17 protein-coding genes and 4 pseudogenes are annotated in these 21,069 nt (G+C 42.1%); 16 read left to right on the plus strand and 5 right to left on the minus strand.

Annotated features, from left to right (window positions below; all coding sequences use genetic code 11):
- Positions 1-59 precede the first annotated feature (59 nt).
- The 14 genes and pseudogenes from FCL46_RS13330 (at position 60) to FCL46_RS13385 (ending at position 14,746) form a co-directional block, all read left to right on the plus strand.
- Positions 60-3,452, plus strand: coding sequence for an O-linked N-acetylglucosamine transferase family protein (locus FCL46_RS13330; RefSeq protein ID WP_136807856.1), 3,393 nt, complete (start codon positions 60-62; stop codon positions 3,450-3,452).
- 389 nt (positions 3,453-3,841) lie between these two features.
- Positions 3,842-4,204 (plus strand): annotated as a pseudogene (locus FCL46_RS28875) (flagellin N-terminal helical domain-containing protein); the annotation flags it as partial.
- Between the two features lie 1,290 nt (positions 4,205-5,494).
- A pseudogene (locus tag FCL46_RS28880) lies at positions 5,495-5,728 on the plus strand (flagellin); the annotation flags it as partial.
- Between the two features lie 354 nt (positions 5,729-6,082).
- Positions 6,083-6,418: pseudogene (locus FCL46_RS28025) on the plus strand (flagellin N-terminal helical domain-containing protein); the annotation flags it as partial.
- A 1,578-nt stretch (positions 6,419-7,996) separates the two neighbouring features.
- A pseudogene (locus tag FCL46_RS28260) lies at positions 7,997-8,233 on the plus strand (flagellin); the annotation flags it as partial.
- Between the two features lie 81 nt (positions 8,234-8,314).
- Positions 8,315-8,668, plus strand: a complete 354-nt coding sequence (locus FCL46_RS13345; protein WP_136807853.1) for a flagellar protein FlaG — start codon at positions 8,315-8,317, stop codon at positions 8,666-8,668.
- A gap of 46 nt (positions 8,669-8,714) precedes the next feature.
- Positions 8,715-10,175 (plus strand): flagellar filament capping protein FliD, encoded by a 1,461-nt coding sequence (gene fliD / locus FCL46_RS13350; RefSeq protein WP_136807852.1) that lies wholly within the window; start codon positions 8,715-8,717, stop codon positions 10,173-10,175.
- Positions 10,176-10,177: 2 nt separating this feature from the next.
- Positions 10,178-10,636, plus strand: coding sequence for a flagellar export chaperone FliS (fliS, locus tag FCL46_RS13355; RefSeq protein WP_136807851.1), 459 nt, complete (start codon positions 10,178-10,180; stop codon positions 10,634-10,636).
- Positions 10,637-10,697: 61 nt separating this feature from the next.
- On the plus strand, positions 10,698-11,111 hold the full coding sequence (locus FCL46_RS13360; protein ID WP_136807850.1) for a hypothetical protein: 414 nt from the start codon (positions 10,698-10,700) through the stop codon (positions 11,109-11,111).
- 73 nt (positions 11,112-11,184) lie between these two features.
- Positions 11,185-11,532 carry a hypothetical protein gene (locus FCL46_RS13365; protein WP_136807849.1) on the plus strand — a complete coding sequence of 116 codons (348 nt, stop codon included), beginning with the start codon at positions 11,185-11,187 and terminating at the stop codon, positions 11,530-11,532.
- Positions 11,533-11,739: 207 nt separating this feature from the next.
- The gene (locus FCL46_RS13370) at positions 11,740-12,426 is read left to right on the plus strand and encodes a PilZ domain-containing protein (protein ID WP_136807848.1); all 687 of its coding nucleotides are present in this window, start codon (positions 11,740-11,742) and stop codon (positions 12,424-12,426) included.
- A gap of 32 nt (positions 12,427-12,458) precedes the next feature.
- On the plus strand, positions 12,459-13,139 hold the full coding sequence (locus FCL46_RS13375; RefSeq protein ID WP_136807847.1) for a PilZ domain-containing protein: 681 nt from the start codon (positions 12,459-12,461) through the stop codon (positions 13,137-13,139).
- A 273-nt stretch (positions 13,140-13,412) separates the two neighbouring features.
- Positions 13,413-14,456 (plus strand): hypothetical protein, encoded by a 1,044-nt coding sequence (locus tag FCL46_RS13380; protein ID WP_136807846.1) that lies wholly within the window; start codon positions 13,413-13,415, stop codon positions 14,454-14,456.
- 2 nt (positions 14,457-14,458) lie between these two features.
- On the plus strand, positions 14,459-14,746 hold the full coding sequence (locus FCL46_RS13385; protein WP_136807845.1) for an EscU/YscU/HrcU family type III secretion system export apparatus switch protein: 288 nt from the start codon (positions 14,459-14,461) through the stop codon (positions 14,744-14,746).
- A gap of 148 nt (positions 14,747-14,894) precedes the next feature.
- On the opposite strand, the gene FCL46_RS13390 is transcribed toward FCL46_RS13385, so the two are convergent.
- The 4 genes from FCL46_RS13390 to FCL46_RS13405 form a co-directional block, all read right to left on the minus strand.
- Positions 14,895-15,107, minus strand: coding sequence for a hypothetical protein (locus tag FCL46_RS13390; RefSeq protein ID WP_136807844.1), 213 nt, complete (start codon positions 15,105-15,107; stop codon positions 14,895-14,897).
- On the minus strand, positions 15,097-15,459 hold the full coding sequence (locus FCL46_RS13395; protein WP_136807843.1) for a HesB/IscA family protein: 363 nt from the start codon (positions 15,457-15,459) through the stop codon (positions 15,097-15,099). The genes FCL46_RS13390 and FCL46_RS13395 overlap by 11 nt, the downstream gene beginning before the upstream one ends.
- Positions 15,460-15,801: 342 nt before the next feature.
- Positions 15,802-17,214: an NADPH-dependent glutamate synthase gene (gene gltA, locus FCL46_RS13400; RefSeq protein WP_136807842.1), complete on the minus strand. Its 1,413-nt coding sequence runs from the start codon at positions 17,212-17,214 to the stop codon at positions 15,802-15,804.
- A 95-nt stretch (positions 17,215-17,309) separates the two neighbouring features.
- Positions 17,310-18,146 carry a sulfide/dihydroorotate dehydrogenase-like FAD/NAD-binding protein gene (locus tag FCL46_RS13405; protein WP_136807841.1) on the minus strand — a complete coding sequence of 279 codons (837 nt, stop codon included), beginning with the start codon at positions 18,144-18,146 and terminating at the stop codon, positions 17,310-17,312.
- Positions 18,147-18,682: 536 nt separating this feature from the next.
- Between FCL46_RS13405 and FCL46_RS13410 the strand changes: the two genes are divergently transcribed.
- Together FCL46_RS13410 and FCL46_RS13415 are read left to right on the plus strand one after the other, a co-directional pair.
- A complete protein-coding gene (locus FCL46_RS13410; RefSeq protein ID WP_136807840.1) occupies positions 18,683-19,129 on the plus strand; it encodes a hotdog fold domain-containing protein in 447 nt (148 codons plus the stop codon).
- Positions 19,126-19,608 (plus strand): MarR family winged helix-turn-helix transcriptional regulator, encoded by a 483-nt coding sequence (locus FCL46_RS13415; protein ID WP_136807839.1) that lies wholly within the window; start codon positions 19,126-19,128, stop codon positions 19,606-19,608. Before FCL46_RS13410 ends, FCL46_RS13415 begins: the two co-directional genes overlap by 4 nt.
- Before the next feature lie 90 nt (positions 19,609-19,698).
- Here FCL46_RS13415 and FCL46_RS13420 read toward each other — a convergent pair whose 3' ends face one another.
- The gene (locus FCL46_RS13420; protein WP_136807838.1) at positions 19,699-20,766 is read right to left on the minus strand and encodes a uroporphyrinogen decarboxylase/cobalamine-independent methonine synthase family protein; all 1,068 of its coding nucleotides are present in this window, start codon (positions 20,764-20,766) and stop codon (positions 19,699-19,701) included.
- Positions 20,767-21,069 lie beyond the last annotated feature (303 nt).

A 21,069-nucleotide genomic window follows, 5' to 3' on the forward strand; every position in this document is an offset into this window, starting at 1 on the left:
AATATATTATTGCTTTCGTCGAATTTCGAATATAATTTTTTTTTTGCATACAATTACACATGGATAAAAGAGCCACAAACAACATTTTACAAACAGCAACCAATTTATTCAACAAAGGGAAATACGACCAATCCATTGCCCTCTGCAATAAATTAATTAAAAAACACCCAAGGCCTATATATGCAATTTTCTTATTGGGTCAATCATATGCAGCTAAAGGAAATTACAATAAAGCAATACATCATTTTGATACATTAATTGGGCAAGATACTAACAATCCAGAATACCTTTTCCAACGAGGGAAATGCTACTATATACTAAAAAATTTCACCAAGGCGATTGAAGATTTCACTAAAGCTCTTGTCTCTACACCTGACAGTTTCCCTTTGCGACTGATTACAGGAAAAGCATTCTTTTACTCTGCGGACTACGCCCATGCAAAGACTATGTTTTTGGAAGCAATACGAATTAATCCTGACAACATAACAGCATACGAAAGCTTGGCCAGAACATCCGAGTACTTAAATGAAGTTCAAGACGTTTTAAAATATTATCAAAAAGCTATAGAACTTGACAAAGACAACATCGCTCTATTGAATAATTTTGGTACTTTTTTATCCCAGCATAACAATAGTGGTATTGCAGTAAATTATTTCAAACGCATACTGGAAATTTCCCCTGGCAACGCTTTTGCCCTTAATAACCTGGGGCAAGCCCTCTGCAATTTACGAGAAATCCGTGCTTCTTGTAAATGTTTTATGGATGCTCTGAAGTCAGACAACAACTTTTCTGATGCACATTCCAACCTATTACTTACACTCCATTATGACACTATTTTTACAGCAGAAGACATTCTGTCAAAACATTTACAGTGGGAAAAACTCCATACTCAATCGATTAACTTATTCCAGCATCCTAAACCGTCAGATTTTACAAAAAAATTACGAATCGGGTATGTATCATCAGATTTCTTTTCACATTCAGTGGCTTACTTTATAACTCCAATCATTCAAGCTCATGATAAAGATAATTATGAAATTTATTGTTTTTCAAATGTATCCAAGCAAGACGATTTTACAAAGAAGATACGATCTATTCCGCAAATCCACTGGAGGGACATTCAAAATTTAAATGATTTTGATACAGCTGACTTAATATATAAAGAACAAATAGATATACTTGTTGACCTATCAGGACATACCGTGCCAAACAAGCTAAAAGTGTTCGCACACAAACCTGCGCCTATACAGATTAGCTACCTTGGCTACCCTGATACAACCGGTCTTTCCACGATGGACTATAGGCTGACTGACACGTGGGCCGACCCTATAGAAACAAGCGACTTACTATATTCTGAAAAACTATATAGACTTAGCAAAGGATTTCTTTGCTACCAACCTCCTGACAACTCCTCTCTTCCTTCAAAAAGTCCTGCTCTAAGTAATGGATATATTACTTTTGGTTCATTCAACAATTTTACAAAAATATCGGATGGAGTTATATCAATTTGGTCAAATATTCTTCAACAAACCCCAAACTCAAAGCTTCTCCTCAAATCTAAAGATCTTACAGGTCTAGCAGAAGAACGTCTCTTAAATGATTTTGAAAAATATGGAATACAGCAAGAACGAATTATAAGAAAATCTTTTGTTCCCTCAATGCTAGAACATTTAGAAATCTACAATCAAATAGATATTGCTCTTGACACCTTTCCTTACAATGGAACAACTACCACATTGGAAGCATTATGGATGGGAAAGCCTGTAATTACTCTTACAGGTAATACCCACGTAACCCGAGTAGGCTGTAGCATTTTGCAAAGCCTGGGGCTACCTGAACTCATTACATATTCCCCCGAGGAGTATGTCGAAAAATGTACAGTTCTTGCTGCTTCTCCGGAAAAAATTGACGAATTAACCCGCACACTGCGTGAACTGATGATGAGCAGTAACGTATTAAACCCTGCCATGTTCACCACTGAACTCGAGACTGTCTATAGGAAAATGTGGGAAACATATTGCTATGAAATAAATAATGCGGCAGTTCTGGAATCTCGCAGGGAAGTTATACTATTTTCCGGAGTCTTCATATCTGTCCCAGAAAACATTTCAAATAGAAACACCTATCAACTTTTAGAACATGAAGACATTCTCAATGACGAAATACGCTATCTACGCTCTATAGCCCAAAAAAATTCAACAATTATTGATATTGGCTGCGGTTATGGAGAATTTTGCCTCACTGCTGCTAAATATATAGGGCCGAATGGAAGAGTGCTAGCATTTGATGAATCTGCACTTAAACGTCAGCATCTTGCTAGAAGTATAAAAATCAACCTTTTGGAAAACATTGAAATATCGCCCCTGAATTCAGATACTTCTCTTTCGTGCATTTCTCTTGATGAGGGAGAGCATCCAGACAAACATTCACCGCTAAAAATAATCCGTATAAATATTTCCGGTCATTTAGAGGAACTTTTATCTGGTGCATCCGCGCCCATTCAACACCAATCCCCCCTGATAGTATTAGAGGTTCAATCCACTTTACCAACACCAATAGTAATACCTAAGATTCTATTAGATCATAGCTACTCCCCATATCGTTTCTTACCTGGTCCAGAAAAAATCATACCTCTTTCCGACCAAGATCTGGAGAATTTTTCAGATTCATTATTTTTGTGTAAAAGAGACACAGCAACAGCATTAAACTCAGAAGGATTTTTAGCATTGCAGTTATCTGATATCGAAATACCAGAATTGCACCAGTCCAAAACCCTTAGCGATCTTTATTCACGCTATGCCTATGCCCCTGTTTTTGCTACTGACTGGCTAAATGCTGCTCCCTTACCTGGATGGCAAACCTATTTCACCTCACTGAATCTGTACCTCATGTCACTCATTGAGAATGATATTACAAAAACCTGTTCTGAGCTCAAAAAAGCCTATCAACTTCTTTCACTTACATGTGATACTCATCCATCATTGACTCGCCTGCTTACCTTAGCCAGAATGGCTCATGATTTTGGGATGAAAACTCATTCACTGAATATTCTGCATGGAGTACTGGATATTATACTGGAAAACTCATCATTACTTGACCTCCATGCTGAACCCTTCCTTGTACCACATCCTCGATTTGATGATGTTTCCTGTGGGCAATTTGAAGGAGACTGGATACTTGCTGCAATTCTTGAACAAATCGAACGTATCGAACATCCAACATCCTATGCATGCAACAGAGATGATTTACTCAGATTAGAAATGATAGACAGTTCAGGCTTCGGGTCTAAGTTCAATGAGCGAAAACGCCAATTACTTCGCCTCCAACTTGGAATGCAAAAACAATTAACCCCAAGTATAACCTTAGCCAGACCTTCAAAAGACAATCTCAACTTCAAACTATGGGGTGAACCATCAACATCACAGTATCTCTCAACAATACCTATACGATAATGCCAACTGTCATCAACATCAGACAAAGATTCCGTTATATAAACAAAACCTCACCTGCATTGCTCTGCTTTCATATCAGTCACAACGCGACAACAATCCTATCGTTTCGTAGTTGCTAACAATTCTACCTTCCACATTTGCACTACTATCCAGTCCAGTCACTCTCTCAATTAAGTAACAGGAAAAATCTTTAATTATTTTTTAGAGTTCTGGAAAAAAAGTGCCTTTTCCTCCTTTTTTATTACTTCAATGAACTATTCTTCATTATTCAATTAAAGAATATTTCAAAAGACGACGAAACATACCCAACTGCGAGGAACAACAAAGAGATATTACGTTTGTATAGATTGCACTGACGCCGATTTACCTGTTCAAGGAGGATTTTAACAATGGCACTGACAATCAATACAAACATAGCTTCACTGAATGCCCAAAGAAACTTAGGAAAAAGCCAGGGTGCATTAAACCGGTCAATGGAGAGACTCTCTTCAGGTTTACGAATTAACTCTGCAAAGGATGATGCGGCTGGTCTTGCCATCTCCGATCGAATGACTTCCCAAATTCGTGGCCTCAATCAGGCTGCTAGAAACTCCAACGATGGCATCTCAATGGCTCAAACCGCTGAGGGTGCCCTTCAGGAAACAACCAATATCCTGCAACGTATGCGCGAGTTGGCGATTCAATCCGCCAACGATACGAATAGCGCCTCTGATAGAGCCTCCCTGCAGGCGGAAGTTAATCAGCTCAAACAGGAAATCACTAGAATAGCTGAAACAACGACGTTTAATGATAGAAACGTACTGGATGGTTCTCTGAATGATGCCCAGTTTCAGGTCGGTGCCAATGCCTATGAGACAATATCCTTTTCCATAGCATCTTCTAAGGCTGTTGACCTGGGCGACCATGCGTTGACCTCAAACAACCCGACAGGTATCGAGGCAGCAACCACTCGTTCTGCAGACACCTCAGCCGGCAACAACATCGCGACTCAGGATCTGACAATAACAGGTCCCAGAGGAACCAGCCTTGTAACAATAGACGCTGATAACAGTGCAAACCGTATAGCTGAAATAGTTAACAGCGAATCGGAGACCACAGGTGTAATGGCTGAATCACGAACAACTGCTACACTCAGTGATCTTGCAGCTGACGGTACCATAGGATTTGACCTTCAGGGTATTAACGCCGATCCGATCCCTATCAGTGCCACTGTAACAACAAATGATCTTACTCCCCTTGTACGGGCAATTAATACGCAATCAGGAAGTACAGGAATCTCAGCATCACTGTCCGGAGATGAACGAAGCATCACACTTACCCAAAGTGCAGGTTATGACATTAAAATCAGTGACTATAACCATAGTGAAGATGATGGAGTTCTCCAGTCTCTGCGTGTAACAGGTACAGAGGGCATAGGCACAAACCTTGTAGAAACTGCACAAACTGAAGCTGTTACAACAGCTTCACTGTCAAACCTCTCTGATATTGGTGATGTCAGCCTTACCGTTGCAGGTACCGCAATAACCCCGGCTACAATTTCAGACGTAAAGGATCTTACTCCACTGCTCGAAGCCATCAATGCAGAGTCTGGAACGACTAATATCACTGCGTCTTTTACAGACATATCAGGCACCGACAAAAGCAGCCTGACCTTGGAAACAACCGCAGCAGCTGCCGATATTGTACTCACAGCATTTGCTTCTACAGCAGCTGGTGACCAGACTATGGATGTAGCCGGCGGTGATGGTGCAGCAGTAAGTGTGGCAGTATTAACCGAAACCACTGCTGCAGCATCTACAATTACCGCACCGCTTGCTGCTACTGTTGGTGATTCTACAGTAGTGGGTGGTGAAGTGATTTTCTCAAGTTCAGGAACGTACAATGTAAGCAGTTCTATTGCCCAGGCAGCCGGATCACTCTTCAACAGCGCCGCTGACTCAATTAATGCATCCTCACTTAATTCTGTTGAGACTATTGATATATCAACTGTTCAAGGCGCAAACGAAGCGATACAGATAGTAGATGGTGCAGTAGCCCAGATTGACAGCCTCCGTGGTGACCTTGGTGCGGTCCAAAACAGATTTGAGGCAACAATTTCTAATCTTCAGAACGTCTCAGAAAATCTTTCGGCTGCACGTTCCCGGATCATGGATGCCGATATTGCCATGGAAACTTCAGCCATGACAAAAAATAATATTCTTCAGCAAGCGGGTGTTTCCATCCTTGCCCAGGCTAACCAGACCCCACAACTGGCGCTGCAATTGCTTCAAGGGTAACAGCGTAACCATTTCATATTAAAACAAGAAGGCCCGGCAATCATTGCCGGGCCTATTTTTTTTCTTGAATGCACTACAAATAAAACTATTTTTTTCTAATGCTCCCCTTCTGTCCTGCCGATATAGGTAAACAAGAAAAAATTTGTGAAAATGATTTTTTCTCTAAATGTTTTCATAAACCCTGTCGATGAAGACAAAGATACAAAAAATTACTTTAAGGAGGTGTACACGCAACAAACAGAACACACGCAACTCAAGTAATAATAGTAGAACCCCGGGCAAGGATGCTCGACTGTAACCCATACCAAATATTCAAGGAGGAATATAATGGGACTCTCAATTAACACAAACGTAATGTCTCTCAATGCTCAGCGTAACCTGGGCAATTCACAGAACGCTCTTAACAAATCAATGCAGCGTTTATCGTCGGGTCTTCGTATTAACTCCGCAAAGGATGATGCGGCTGGACTCGGTATTTCAGATCGTATGACCTCGCAAATCCGCGGTCTGAATCAGGCAGTACGAAATGCCAACGATGGTATTTCCCTTTCTCAAACCGCTGAAGGTGCACTTCAGGAAACTACTAATATCCTGCAGCGTATGCGTGAGCTGGCTGTTCAGTCAGCAAACGATACCAACAGTGCAGGCGATAGATCATCACTTCAGGCTGAGGTTAACCAGCTTAAGCAGGAAATGAGCCGTATCGCAGAGACTACTCAGTTCAACGGTAAGAATGTTCTGGATGGCACTCTTAGTAATGCTCAGTTCCAGGTTGGTGCTAATGCTGGTGAAACAATCTCCTTTAGTATCAATTCTGCTAAATCTGCAGATCTTGGTAACAATACCCTTGCAACTGATAACACTAATGGTATTGAATCGGCCACGCGCTCACTTTCTGCAGTTACCACAGATGGTTCTGCTGCTGGTGAAACCTATACAATTACCAAAACAGACGGTTCAACTGCCCAGGTAGCATTTGCTGCAGATGCAGCTACAATGGCAACGAACCTTCAAACAGAAACTGGTGGGACAGTTACTGGTACTTATTCTAATAGCCTCGTCATTGATGTCGGCACCCTTACAGATGCCGGTGGTACAACTACCGCAGGAACCGTTCAAATTGGCTTTGCAGACACTACAGGTGCAGATACTTTTACGTTCAACATTACCGATGGTACTTCAACCATCGCTTCATCAGGACAGGATTCTACAAACAGTAACATTACCGCATCATATGATGCTACAGCTGGTACATTGACCCTCAATTCTACTGATGGTGATAATATACAGCTTAATGCTTTCACGTATGATGGCGATGTTACAGGCTCATTTAGTTATACCAATGCAGAAACTGGCGTACTCGATACTATTACCGCTGCAGACACCGGTGTTGACCAGGCTTACGACCAACTTTCATCAGCTACCTACACTTTCAGTACAGATGCCGATATTGTAGGCATTTCCTCTGACGGCGGTTCCATTCTAGGAGCGGCAGCAGGAGAAGAAGGGCTTGGTGGTATAGGTCTGACAGATGCTTCTGGCAATAATAATGTTGCAGCTCAAAATCTCACAGTAGTAGGTGGTGAAGGATCAGGTACAGTTGCTGTAGACTTAGGAGACTCTGCAGACGTTATTGCTAGTAAAGTCAATAGCATCACCGCTGACACTGGTGTTACAGCTACAGCTGAAACCACTGCAACTATTGGTAACCTAAGCGCTGACGGTAGTATCACTTTTAACCTGCAAGGGTTAAACACTGAAACTACAACCATTAACGCAACAGTTTTGTCAAGTGACCTTACTGGCCTCGCCAATGCGATAAATGATCAGTCAGGTAATACCGGAGTTTTTGCAACTCTAAGTGCTGATAAAGAAAGTGTTGAGCTCAGGCAGTCTGCAGGTTATGACATTAAAATCTCCGATTTTGAGCATGGTGGAGCTATTACAGACACAGTAACTCCTGCTAACGCAGTTGTTCAAACAGTAACCGTGACCGGTAGTCAAGGAACTGCAACTACCCTTTCCGACGGCAGTGGCACTCTTGCAGAAGCTGATCAGTTTGATTCCACAATCGTAGGTGGTGAAATTACCTTTAACGGATCTTCCGGTTTTAACGTCACCAGTGATATCGGTTCTGGCGCTCAGTCCCTTTTTGGTTCTGCAGCTGATGGTGCAAACGTCAGTACTCTGAACTCTGTAAATAACGTTGATATTACAACAGTAGCAGGTGCAACCGACGCTATTGATACTATCGACGGTGCGATCGCACAGATCGACTCCATTCGTGGTGATCTCGGTGCTATCCAGAATCGTTTTGAATCAACCATCTCTAACCTTTCTAACGTCTCTGAAAACCTTTCTGCGGCACGTAGCCGAATCCTTGATGCGGATATCGCCCAGGAAAGTTCAGCGATGACTAAGAACAATATCCTTCAGCAGGCTGGTGTATCTATTCTTGCACAGGCCAACCAGGCACCGCAACTTGCCTTGTCACTGCTCGGATAATAATCCTTAACCCCAATCTGGAGGGATCGGTTTACCGATCCCTCCAGATCTGCCTATTGATGATTTGTTAAGGAGGCAACAATGAACATTGACGCTTTGGCTGGAACCGGAACAACTCCATCCATAAAAAACAGTCCATCCGAACAGGTAGATATTCAGAGAAAATCTACAAAAGAACCCTCTGACAATCCACAAGCATCAGCCAGTGCGAATAAGATTCAACCTGAAGAACTGCTTGATAAGATCAAATCCATTACACAAAATGGCGCATACAGTGTTCGATTTCAACAATTCAAAGAATCTGATCAACTTGTTGTACAGATTTTTGACTATGAGACCGATGAAGTAATACGACAGATACCAGCAGAAGAGTTGCTGGAACTTGAATTATCCCTTGAGGAGCTGCGCGGCAACCTGGTTAACACCGAAGCGTAAGCAGCAAACATCCTCAGCAGAACTGTAAACCAAGCGAGGCACAGTCATGGCTATAACATTTAGCGGACTTGCGACCGGTTTGGACACAGACTCTATAGTAAGCCAGATAATGGCTGTAGAGCGTGCTCCGATTGATCGACTAACAGCTCAAAAAGAATATCAAACCGAAAGGTTAAATGCTTTTTTTCAATTTAAAGGCAAACTCGACGACCTGAAAACCGCTGCAAGCGATATGTCGCTTACCAGCCAGGTTCGTACAACTAAAGCTTCGCTCAGTTCTGAAGGCCCGTTTACCGCAAGTACAGAAAGTGCCGCAATAGGAAGTTATGAAGTTTCAATCGCTCAACTTGCCCAAACACAAAAAACAGTCAGTGATGGTTTTTCTTCCAGCTCTGATTCTATTCTTGGCACTGGAACAATAACGGTGAATGGTGTGGATATTTCTATAACAGAAGATAACGATTCACTTCTGACACTTGCGGAAAGCATTAATAAAATATCTGATCAGACCGGTGTAAGCGTAAGTATTATAAATGATGGAAGTGATACAGACCCATATCATATGGTCTTCACAGGTAAGGATGCTAATACTTCTTTTACCGTCACTTCTGATTTGGTGGATGGTGCCGGAGATCCTGTTGCATTCAACACAACCGAAGGACGTGCAGCCCAGCAAGCTGTCGCATTTATTGATGGTATCAAGGTTGTCAGTGACTCAAACACTATATCGAATGCAATTTCCGGTGTTACCATCAATTTAGATGCATTAAGTCAGACTTCATCTGCAGGGACGGAGGAAATTGGTGTTGATCCCTGGGATTGGGCCGACCCTCCGGTTTATGCTACTACTCAACTTGAAATATCTGCCGATAGCGATGCATTAAAAGAAAAAGTAACTTCATTTGTGAACAGCTATAACGCGGTAATTGAGTTCATCAATTCAGGTTATGAAGAATTTGGCGGTGGTTCAGCTATTGAAACGGAGTCATCTGATGAGGATGCAGACAGTGATAAATTGCTTGGATCTATTCTCCGCGGTGATTCCTCGGTTAACAATGTTAAGCGACAACTCCAATCTGTCCTTACCCAATCTATAAACAACGAAGGTGCATTCAGTATTCTCTCAGAGATTGGGATTTCGACTCAAAGGGATGGTAGCCTGAAGCAGGACAATTCCAAGCTCGATGCCGCTATCTCAAATAATTTTGATGATATGGTTGCACTCCTCTCCGGAGAGGGAGAGGTAGATGGTGTAATGAAAAAATTCAACTCACTGCTCCTCAATGTCACCTCGGTTTCAAGCGGTGTTTACGCAACACAGAAAAATTCGTTCCTCTCATCCTCTAAAGATATTGATAGCCAGATCGAAGTGATGGAATCACGCATGACTAAACGCGAATCTACTCTTCGCTCTCAGTTTAGTGCCATGGAAGCATTAGTAAGCGGCCTTAATGCGCAAAGTGCGTTTCTCACCCAGCAACTCAGTGCCCTGAACAACAAGGAATAGTTATGAACGCATATACAAACCAATATCAACATAACCAGGTCGCAACGGCATCGCCTGAGCAAATCATGCTCATGCTTTATGACGGAGCTATTCGGTTTATCAGAAGAGCGATAAACGCGAATAAGGAAAATGACATGGTTGAAAAACTGCAGGGCATCAGTAAATGTCTTGCAATCATTACCGAATTTTCTAACACCCTCGATCATGAGATTGGCGGTAAAATTGCAGAAGATCTTGATGCACTTTACCACTTCATGATGCGCGAATTGAATTCAGCACGAAAAGATACAACAGGTGTACACCTGGAAAACGTGGAAAAGATCCTTGTTGATCTTCGTGATACCTGGGGCCAGGCTGTAGATATTAATAAGCGTGACCAAGCAAGTGCTGAACAAAAGGCTTCCGGTCAGAATAGTGTACCTGGAAACAACCAGTATAAATCACTGACAACAGCCGGATGACCAGCTCCAACATGTTAAGGGCAATTATTAGTATAGAAAAACAGAACTTTCAGGCAAAATCATGAACGATAGTCAAATACTTCTAAAAGTATCAAACCAGCTTTACAGAGAAATGATCCAATGCCTGGACATTCTCAATCAATCACCTAAAGCTGCAATGGACCCGCAATCAGGGTGCAGGATGGACAGATTTCGCAGCCTGCAGTCGCAGATAGAAGATAATGACAGCCGGATCACACAATTTTTACCAACGATTGGAAGAGACAACGACATAACCAATCACTTACTCTCTGAACGTGAAGCTCTTCTCAAGCATTTACTCAATCAAAATAAACTCGTTACCTCGAAGGCAGCTTCATTAAAATCTCTGTTGCGTGATGAACTGCAAAAATCAAGCAAGGGTCATACTGCATTACAGGGATATCGGCAAAGTGATCAGGTACGTAACAATGGAGTTTTTAAGAAAACGCTATAGATGACATTGCGACGTTCCAGACCATATACATGATCTACTGCTTCAATCAGCATACAACTACAAAGACATCAATATGAGTGGCCAGCAAGTAGTAGACGTTAAATATTTTTTCAATAACCTGATCCGGGATTATAGTATTTTTGGTAATTCCGCAGAACGACTTGCGACCCAGATAGCTACCCTCCCCTCTGAGCACCTAAAAGACAGATGTGACGAACTCTTTAATGAAAGAATAAAGCTCTCTCATCTAGACAATCAACTCATTGAAATAATACGACTTGCAGGAAAAGAGTTATCTGATGATCAGCTTATCTCTCAATACCGCGATGTTTTCTCAAAAGCGACAAAAGCTGTCGATGAGGTGAAAAATCAACTTCTTTTGAGAAGAAAATCGATAGAACAGGCTCCTGTTAAGCATTGATATTTTCTTCGTGTCTTTCCTCGACTTCATTCCTAAAGGTTCAAAACAACAAGTAGTGAAGCAAAATATGTAATATCAATGGTTTGTTCAGATGCACTCTTGCCTGAGCTGAAAATTGCTGATAGTATTTACTGATAGTTCAAATGAACAGTTCAGCAGGATCAGAACATTATATTATAAACGATTAGCGAATCATCCAGGAACTCTATGATTTCAGACATCGACAACTTACGAAAAATCCCTGATTCAAAACCAGTTCGAATATTTGTTCCGTTAATCGACAAAGCTGAAAGATATAGGGCCAGTTGTGTACTGCAACAGTCGACTCCACCGAAGTTCAATCTGCTATTCAAACCCGGTGTTCTTCCTGCAGAGCTTATAAATACTAAAGAAACATGCCTGATTAACATAGACATGGGCGGTCCGAATGTATCTTTAGAAGCAAAGATCAGGAATATTGTCAGCGATCAATCTCTTGAAATGACTCTTGTTAAAACCATCAATCATGAGCAGATGCGAGAATTTTTCAGGGTTGATGCAAAAGCAAAGGTCATCAGCAGCTCATTTCACCCTGAATTTTATGACACTCCTAAAGACCCATGGTCAATTGAGGGTAAAACCCTGGATATCAGCGGCAGTGGTGTCCTGGCTCTCTTTAACACTGCTCCTCCAAGAGATAAACAGGTACGTCTTTCAATTATGCTCCCCAATAAAGATCTAGAAGTCATAAATGTACTGGCTCACCATGTCAGGATTCAACAAATAGGTGACGACCAATATGAAGTAGCCTATCATTTTGATGACATCAGCAGTGAAGACAGAGACAAAATAATTGGTTGTTGCCTCGTCATTCAACGTAAGCTGCTTCGTTTGAAGGTACAGGTTAAAAACTGAACATTTTTTCAGCACGTAAATATTTTTCATATATGCCTGAATCCGAACTAATTAACCTCATAAAGTCGATAAAAGACAGCCAGTCTGCCACTATTAAGTTGCACACTATCGGTGGAGCGGACATTCATCTCGATTGCATTTATAAGGAATCAATCGCACCAAATTTCTTTGTCGTTTTCCCTCCTGGTAAGATCCCTGAAAATCTAGACCCAAAGAAAGCCTGCGCTATTTCTTTTCATGATGACAACAAAGAGTCACCTGCGCTCAATGCAAAGATTACCGATATAACAAACGATAGAACAATTGAACTCACAGGCACAACGACAATCGATCCCTCAAGTCTTCGTGAATATTTTCGTGTTGATTTCAGGACCAGGATATCAATCAGTTTTGAGTCAAGAGCAAAGACGAGTAAAGCCCACAGCTGGTCGATAATTGGCCAAACACTCGATCTTTCCGGCTCAGGAGTTCTGTCATTATTCAACGAAAAACCACGCAATAATCACAGCATCTTTATAGAAATCGCTCTTACGCACCCTGTAAAGAATATACTTTGCATTGGCCATGTCGTAAGAATCCGTAGGCTTCGTCGTGGAAATTATCAGGTAGCCATACATTTCGATAACTTAACACAGAAAAACAGAGATGCTCTGATAACCAATTGCTTCTGGGAGCAACGTAGACAACTTCGGGAAAGAATTCAAATAAACTAATCGTGATTATCTTCTGTATAACACATTATACAGTAGCTGATTTTGCCCGGATTTTTCATCAAGAGTTTTTTGATTCTAAACGGAAAACATGCCGTTATTTGAGATAGTCATTTTTTTAATATAAAATCATATAGTTGAGTTTGTAATCAAAAAGATAAAGAAACGTCCGGATTACATCAAATGGTAGATCAGACTGCGACACGTATGCCCGAACGTATAGGATCATCTCCCCTTAATCGTTAACTTTTCGCTTCTCAGGGTCGATAATACACTATGAATATTATTACCCCACTTCAATCAATTAACCTCCCAGGGAAAACCAGTCCACAGGTCCCCACAGAAGGACGATCTCCTTTACAGATTCAACCGGGACAGCTATTAAAAGCGCTCGTTGTAGAGGCACGAACCGACAATAGCATTCTTCTAAAGATTGGAAATAATGAACTCGTAGCAAAATCTGAAGTACCTCTGAAGCCTGGTCAACAACTTCAGCTACAAGTCACCTCAACCTCGCCACAACTCCAGCTCAAAATCGTAGGCGATACCGTAAACCAATTTCTAGGACGCTCACTCACTCTAGTCGGTAACACTATAGATATCAAAGCACTCTTCCAATCATTACAACAACCATCATCTCTATTCGATAGCCTCAGCCTGAACAGCAAACAGTCACTTGAGAGCTTTTTTTCACTCCAGCAAACTAACCTTGCCTCAGGTAACGGTGGTAATGTCGTAAAACAAATGATCGATAACCTCGGACTCTCTTTTGAGAATGCCATAGCACGAGGTGATACAGGCAAGGCGGCATTAACTCTGAAAGCTTCGCTCATCGAAATACTCTCTTCGTTTGCCAAGGGAAGTCAGCCTTCTGAAAATGCCAACCGCCTTCTTTCAACGGTCGAATTCTTCCAGCTGGCGCAACTGCATGCAGACAGTAGTCAGCAATTTATCTTCCCGCTTCCGCTATCATTTCTTGAACAGGGTTTTCTGCTTATCGATAGAAATACAGACGATGAACAAGGCAACGGAGACTACGATAACCAGGAATACCGGTTTTCACTTCACATCAAAATGACCGAGCTTGGAAATATGCAAATAGATTTTTTCCACAGCACGGAAGGACTCTTTATTCGCTTTCATACAGACTCAAAAGAAAAAGCGGAATTTATTTCATCATTTAGTGATCAACTCAAAGAAGCCATTACTGATACACCGATACTCGGATTATCATTTGCCACTGACGCAGAAGATCCTGCGACAGAACTAGCCCGCCTGATTGTACCTGAAGGCAAATCGGTTCTCAACACTACTGCATAAAAATGTCAGAAAGAAAAGGTCCTCAAAAGGCTGTTGCCATTATTTATGATGATGCCGAATCTTCAGCACCGAAAGTTCTCGCCAGCGGCCAGGGACTTATTGCTGAGAAAATTATTGAAAAAGCTGAAGAAGCAGGCATTCATATCTATGAAGACCCCAACCTTATAGAGTTACTTGCAAAGGTGCCTGTAGGTGATGAAATTCCGGTTGAATTATACCAGACAGTCGCTGAAGTTCTCGCATTCGTGTATCAGGTCAATGAGAAGTTCAAGAATAAGGTACGAAAATAAAATATGATCGCATTACAAATATTTACCTGTTTCTCAAGAGAACTCCCAACAACAACCAATCAGAATTACGAAAAAAAGCGCGCAGATGCGATTTAAGGCATATGACCCACACATTAATGAGCGGTGAAATACCATAATCTAATTAAGCTCAGGCTGAATTCTTCAATCGTTGGATAATAATGAAAGCCAGAGCGGCTAATTCGTTACGGGATAAATCACCTTCAAGCTCTTTCAATCTTTTCTGGATTTTGGGGGATGCTTCTTTATCATCTTCAGCTAGCCGAATCGCCTCAGCCATTTGCTGTTCATTTATGCAGTGGACTGACTTCCCACCTAAAAGAGGAATAGGGTTAAGAGCCACAGGTTGCGCCTCCTTTATCAAATGTTGGAAAACCGGAAAGGGTAAAACTTGCACCACAGCCACAGGATGATTCATTACTGCTGTTACTGAATCTGAAACCTGCAGAGATAAGATCATCAGAATAATCTATTACAAGCCCTTTAAGAAACCCTATACTTTCCTCGTTTGATACTATACCGATATCTCCATCAGTCAGGACAGTTTTCTCACCATCTAGTTTTTTATCATCAATCTCAGCATCATAGGTCATTCCTGCACAGCCACCTGATTTCACTAATATACGCAGGAATTTTTCACCTCCTGCGCCCTGTTGATGAAGAACCATTCTCGCTTTATCTGTAATCGTAAGCATGTTATACCCTCATAGTTAGTGCCCCACCGAAAACCGCCAATTTCCCGTAATTGTTCGTTGGTCTCAAATTTTAATCTTCTAAATACTTAGTGTATTCAACTGCTTAAAATTCTCATCGCCTTGAACTTGAAAAAATTTGCAAATTTTCGTTCAAACACTCTTTTGACATTTCAAATCATATACAGAATACTCTGTTTGTAGGTGATACAATATGCCTTTTTTACCAAAGGGAAAGGGATGACAAATCTATTTTGTGCAAATGCTTACCATGAAGATGTAAAAAAAAAGCCTTCCGGAAGTACATCCGGAAGGCTAAAAAACTCGTACTATTTATGTGGTAGGTTACCAGCCGAGCGTCAGATAGTCGTGCATAGAGTTTGCAGCAGCACGGCCTGCACCCATAGCCAGAATAACAGTAGCAGCGCCGGTTACGATATCTCCACCAGCCCAGACACCTTTCATGGTTGTCTTGCCGTTTGCTTCATCAGCATCGATATTACCCCATCGATTCAGTTTAATATCAGGGGTCTCTGCAGTGAGTAGTGGATTAGCACCGGAACCGACAGCAACAATACAAAGATCAGTATCAAGCTGAAATTCAGAACCTTCAATTGCTACCGGGCGACGTCTTCCGGAAGCATCCGGCTCACCAAGTTCCATCTTCAGACATTCCATACCAATCAGGCGACCATTCTCGTCACCAATATACTTAGTCGGGTTGGTCAGCAGAAACAGTTCGATTCCCTCTTCTTCAGCATGATGAATTTCAGCACCACGGGCTGGCATCTCATCACGTGAACGACGGTATACTATACGAACTTTTTCTGCACCAAGACGCATTGCAGTACGTGCAGAATCCATAGCAACGTTACCTGCACCAAGAACTGTTACACTTTTTCCTTTTGGAATTGGCGTATCAACCTCAGGGTATTTGTAAGCCTTCATCAGGTTTGCACGTGTGAGATACTCGTTAGCAGAAAGGATGCCAACCAGGTTCTCGCCGGGAATGTTCATAAAACGCGGCAACCCTGCACCAACACCAACGTAGATAGCATCAAAACCCTGCTCGAATAATTCTTCAAGGCTCACAGTCTTTCCTACAACTGCGTTACATTCAACTTTAACACCAAGCCGCTCAAGAAAATTCACTTCCTGGGCTACGATATCTTTTGGCAGACGAAATTCAGGGATACCATAAACAAGAACGCCACCAGGCTTATGAAATGCTTCAAAAATGGTTACATCATGTCCTTTTACAATCAGATCGCCTGCTACGGTCAATCCAGAAGGACCGGAACCAACAACTGCAACTTTCTTACCGGTAGGCGCACCTACTGGCGGTGTCTCTCCGCTACCATTTTCGCGCTCATAGTCAGCACAGAATCTCTCAAGGTTACCGATAGCAACCGGCTCACCTTTTTTTCCGAGGATACAGAGACCTTCGCACTGTACTTCCTGGGGACATACACGGCCGCATACTGCTGGCAATGCATTCTTTGTCCATAAGTTCCGGATAGCGCCGGTCATGTCACCCTGGCTGAGCAGATCAATAAATCCCGGAATATCTACTCCAACAGGACAGCCCTGAACACAGGCAGGTTTTTTACATTGCAGACAGCGTGCAGCTTCTTCCTGAGCCATTTTCGGGGTATACCCGGTAGGTACTTCAAGGAAATTTCGAGCCCTGATTTGTGGCTCTTGTTCGGGCATCGCAATTCGTGGGTTCTTCACTTTCTTCGCAACTTTCTCGGCCATTATTGCCTCCATATATAGAAACGATAGAACTCGCTACTTATTGTTAAGGTAATTGCAGTCGTTAACACCTTCGACTGTAGCTCGGCGCTGTATAATTACTTAGCATCCCGAATAGTGCAGTAGTCATTGTGGCACTGTTTCTCATCTTCCTGATATGCGCGCAGTCTAAGCATAAGCTCATCATAATCAACCTTATGGCCGTCAAATTCGGGGCCATCAACGCAGGCAAATTTTGTTTCGCCGCCAATGCTTACACGACAGCCGCCGCACATCCCGGTTCCATCAACCATGATAGGATTAAGGCTCACCAGAGTCTCGACGTTATATTCCTTGGTGATATTACTGACAGCCTTCATCATAGGAACAGGACCAATGGCAACAACAAGCTTCACACCACCTTCTTCAAGAACCTCTTTCATTACTTCTGTAACAAAACCGTGATGACCGTAAGAACCATCATCAGTACAGATACGAAGGTCGTTACTTGCGCTTCTCATATGATCTTCCATCATCAGAAGACCTTTATTTCTAGCACCGATGATACAGGTAACATCGTTACCTACTTCTTTAAGCGCACGTGTAATCGGATGTAAAACCGCAACACCGGTTCCACCACCAACACAAACCACTTTACCAACTTTTTCAATGTGAGTGGCTTTACCGAGAGGTCCAATCACGTCCTGATAGCCCTCGCCAACTTTCAAGTCTCTGAAGAGGGCAGTTGATTTTCCTACAACCATATAAATAATTGTAATGGTGCCTTTTTCCGGGTCAGTATCTGCCATAGTCAGAGGAATACGTTCTCCTTCCTCGTTCGCCTTCAGGATTACAAATTGACCGGGTTTTGCTTTCTTCGCAATGAGAGGTGCATCAATTTCATTGAGAATCACCGTTCCTTCAGCCATCTCTTCACGTTTCACAATCTTAAACATATTTTTCCTCCGGGTTGAAAAATACTATTGGGCTGAACATATTACTAACAGTTCAGTTTATACATCAACACGAGCAAATCTGTTTACCTGCACGTAATTTAATGCGACACAATCTCTTGTGAGGCAGCAAATGCAAATTTTGATGACGAACGTACCGGGAGATAGTGAGATAATCAGTTTTCATCCCGATCTTCACGCTCTTATTACACCTGCCAACGCTTAGTCGATTTTCTGTGCTCTAGTCAAGGCAGAAAATCTCTTTTAGATAAATTAGTTATTTTATAATGCTCTATCAGGTTAGGCAAGACTTTGTTTTGTGCATACTAAACGTCTTGTGCCTCAAAATGTGGTTAATTTGTCGTCATTCTTCGTTTCAATTACGAAAAATAGCCCGTACGGGTAATACTCCTTGACCCATGGTACACATGTGTATCATATGGTTCATATGTGAACATTCCCGTTGTCGTCTTGTAACTTACCAGATTGGCAGCCATCCTTAAACCGTTATCCTGTATTTTTGTGGAGGAAAATCCATTATGAGTAAGCTCTACGAATTGTACCAGGCAGTCGGCAATGATGCCTTTTCAAAAGAAATCTCAAAAATTGCACCATATTTCTCAACAATAGACCCAATGTTCGTTGATCTCAAACCGGGATACGCCGAGATCACCATGCCTAACAGTCCGAAAGTCCATAACCACCTCGGCACAGTACATGCCATAGCAATGTGTAATGCTGCAGAAATGGTTGCAGGACTGATGACAGAAGTTTCGATTCCAAAAAATTATCGCTGGATTCCAATTGGCATGAACGTTAAATATCTCGCCAAAGCGACAACCGACCTTCGTGCGATTACAGTTGGGAGTGATATAAACTGGAAAAGTCCTGGCGAAAAAACAGTACCTGTCAAAATTACAGATACTCATGGGGTGGAAGTCTGTTTTGCCGAGATAACTGTTCTTATCAGCGAGAAACAGTCATGACTGAGATTGTGGCAGACTATATGCTTTTTTTTAAGCTCAATCTCTCCCAGAGAATTTTGCTTAAGTGGTCTGATCGAGAGCTAACCAGCCAGGTTGGTGCCACAACCACCCAGATAGCTGCAATCTTTTACCTCATGGGAAATGATGGTTGTCAGCTCGTGGACCTCAGTCGTGAATTACTTCAGAACAAATCTGCAATCACCACCCTGGTTGAGCGGATGGTAAAAAATGATCTCATAATTAAAAGCCCGTCATCAACCGACGGTCGTGCCTCCCATCTCTTCCTTACTGATAAGGGACGGAATATAGGTAAGAAAGCTATGCCGTACGTACTTGAGTACAATAGAGAATTAGTTAAAGGATTTTCCAGCACAGAGACAGAGGTAATCAACCGCTTTTTCAATTCGATTATTCAGCGGTTTGAAACTACCCCCGACAACTATTTCAAACAGCAGATTGGCAATATAGCTGTCGATTAATCAGCTGATTTGTATGCTAAAAAAGAAACAGCCGTGCAGGATCTATCCTGCACGGCTGTTTTTACGTATTTCCTACTGAAATAGTGGCAGTTACGAGAGCCTCTCCCTGATCTTTGCCGAAACATCACGTGTCAACTCAAGCACTTTAACGGCCTGCGCCCTGGTTACCGTTCCGGTTCCGCAACTCGGAGTGATAAAGCTCTGATTAAAAACTGTCTGCTGCGGAATACCGATAGCTTCGAGTTGAGCAGTCTGCTCAAACCACATATCAACAAGAGCGTCAACACTGGCTGTTTCAATCAGCTCTGCATCGGTCGGCACTATTCCTGTTGCCAGGATACCACCTCGAGCAAAAAAATCTTTTATCTGATCACGATAGAGCACCAGACGATCGAAATACGAATATGCATCGTAGCTGACAACATCAACACCTGCATCAAAGAGCAGCGACCACTCAGTATTGCCGCAAACATGAACGCCTGTAAGTCCATTCTCAGCCTTAACAGCAGCGAACACCTCTGAAAAAATGTTGATAACATCTTCTTTGCTGATAGTGATAAATGCAGAGGTACCGAAACCGGACAGACCAGGCTCATCAAAAAACACAATAGAAGGCGTACTGATCTCAGCCATTTTGCGCGCCTGAAACTGCGCTTTGAGTGCCAGCATTTTTACCGCCGCATCACGAAGCTGCTCATTATAAAAGATGGCGCGCCCTGCCTGATCAACAACGCCTGTACAGAAGGTGAATGGTCCGGTAATCTGGCCTTTAAGACCTTGCAAATCACTTTTCCGATCCTCTGCAATTTTCAGGAACTCAAAAAAGCCTTTTGCTACATCCGACGAAAGAGCAAATCTTGAATCTTCCAATGGTGCCCCGCCTTCTGTTACCATTAGAAATTCCTCAAAAAAAGCAAGAAAATCCATATCGAATTTTTCACCTTCACCATTAATAAACACCTTGCCATCACACTCATCAACACCCGGAAACCCAGGAAGAAACTGAGGGATCATCCCCTCTTCCTTAAATGCCGGCAATTGAGGCCAGATGGGAACTTCAGGCGTATGGTTAAAAATAAGCTCTGCAGCTTCTTTATGGTTATCAAGGGGAACACTTCCGATCAGAAGCGGGAGACAATTAGGGGTAAAATGAGACATCTTCTCAACCTTTTATTAATTCTTGATTTCTTGCGATTTATTCAGACTAAACGAGTAATAATGGTAATATCACTCTCGGATTTGTCACGATGTTTTTACAGTGTCAAATGCATTATCACTGATTAACGAAAACCAGTTGACCTACATATAAATAGGATCGCCACCCGGCTGCATGACGTTTTTCATCAATATTTGGACAGATAGCACAAAAGCCTAACTAATCAGGAAAAATTATTACTTGCCAAGAGCGCCGAAGTTACAGATACCTTCACATATTTGAAGAAATATTTTACACACCTGCCC

Source organism: Desulfosediminicola flagellatus (genome assembly GCF_005116655.2).
GTDB classification, from domain to species: Bacteria; Desulfobacterota; Desulfobulbia; order Desulfobulbales; family Desulfocapsaceae; genus Desulfopila; species Desulfopila flagellata.

Bases quoted from the DNA above. Each gene is read 5' to 3' on its own strand.
- FCL46_RS13330 (WP_136807856.1), top strand. From the start codon at position 60: ATGGATAAAAGAGCCACAAACAACATTTTACAAACAGCAACCAATTTA.
- FCL46_RS13345 (WP_136807853.1), top strand. From the start codon at position 8,315: ATGAACATTGACGCTTTGGCTGGAACCGGAACAACTCCATCCATAAAA.
- fliD (WP_136807852.1), top strand. From the start codon at position 8,715: ATGGCTATAACATTTAGCGGACTTGCGACCGGTTTGGACACAGACTCT.
- fliS (WP_136807851.1), top strand. From the start codon at position 10,178: ATGAACGCATATACAAACCAATATCAACATAACCAGGTCGCAACGGCA.
- FCL46_RS13360 (WP_136807850.1), top strand. From the start codon at position 10,698: ATGAACGATAGTCAAATACTTCTAAAAGTATCAAACCAGCTTTACAGA.
- FCL46_RS13365 (WP_136807849.1), top strand. From the start codon at position 11,185: ATGAGTGGCCAGCAAGTAGTAGACGTTAAATATTTTTTCAATAACCTG.
- FCL46_RS13370 (WP_136807848.1), top strand. From the start codon at position 11,740: ATGATTTCAGACATCGACAACTTACGAAAAATCCCTGATTCAAAACCA.
- FCL46_RS13375 (WP_136807847.1), top strand. From the start codon at position 12,459: ATGCCTGAATCCGAACTAATTAACCTCATAAAGTCGATAAAAGACAGC.
- FCL46_RS13380 (WP_136807846.1), top strand. From the start codon at position 13,413: ATGAATATTATTACCCCACTTCAATCAATTAACCTCCCAGGGAAAACC.
- FCL46_RS13385 (WP_136807845.1), top strand. From the start codon at position 14,459: ATGTCAGAAAGAAAAGGTCCTCAAAAGGCTGTTGCCATTATTTATGAT.
- FCL46_RS13395 (WP_136807843.1), bottom strand. From the start codon at position 15,459: ATGCTTACGATTACAGATAAAGCGAGAATGGTTCTTCATCAACAGGGC.
- gltA (WP_136807842.1), bottom strand. From the start codon at position 17,214: ATGGCCGAGAAAGTTGCGAAGAAAGTGAAGAACCCACGAATTGCGATG.
- FCL46_RS13405 (WP_136807841.1), bottom strand. From the start codon at position 18,146: ATGTTTAAGATTGTGAAACGTGAAGAGATGGCTGAAGGAACGGTGATT.
- FCL46_RS13410 (WP_136807840.1), top strand. From the start codon at position 18,683: ATGAGTAAGCTCTACGAATTGTACCAGGCAGTCGGCAATGATGCCTTT.
- FCL46_RS13415 (WP_136807839.1), top strand. From the start codon at position 19,126: ATGACTGAGATTGTGGCAGACTATATGCTTTTTTTTAAGCTCAATCTC.
- FCL46_RS13420 (WP_136807838.1), bottom strand. From the start codon at position 20,766: ATGTCTCATTTTACCCCTAATTGTCTCCCGCTTCTGATCGGAAGTGTT.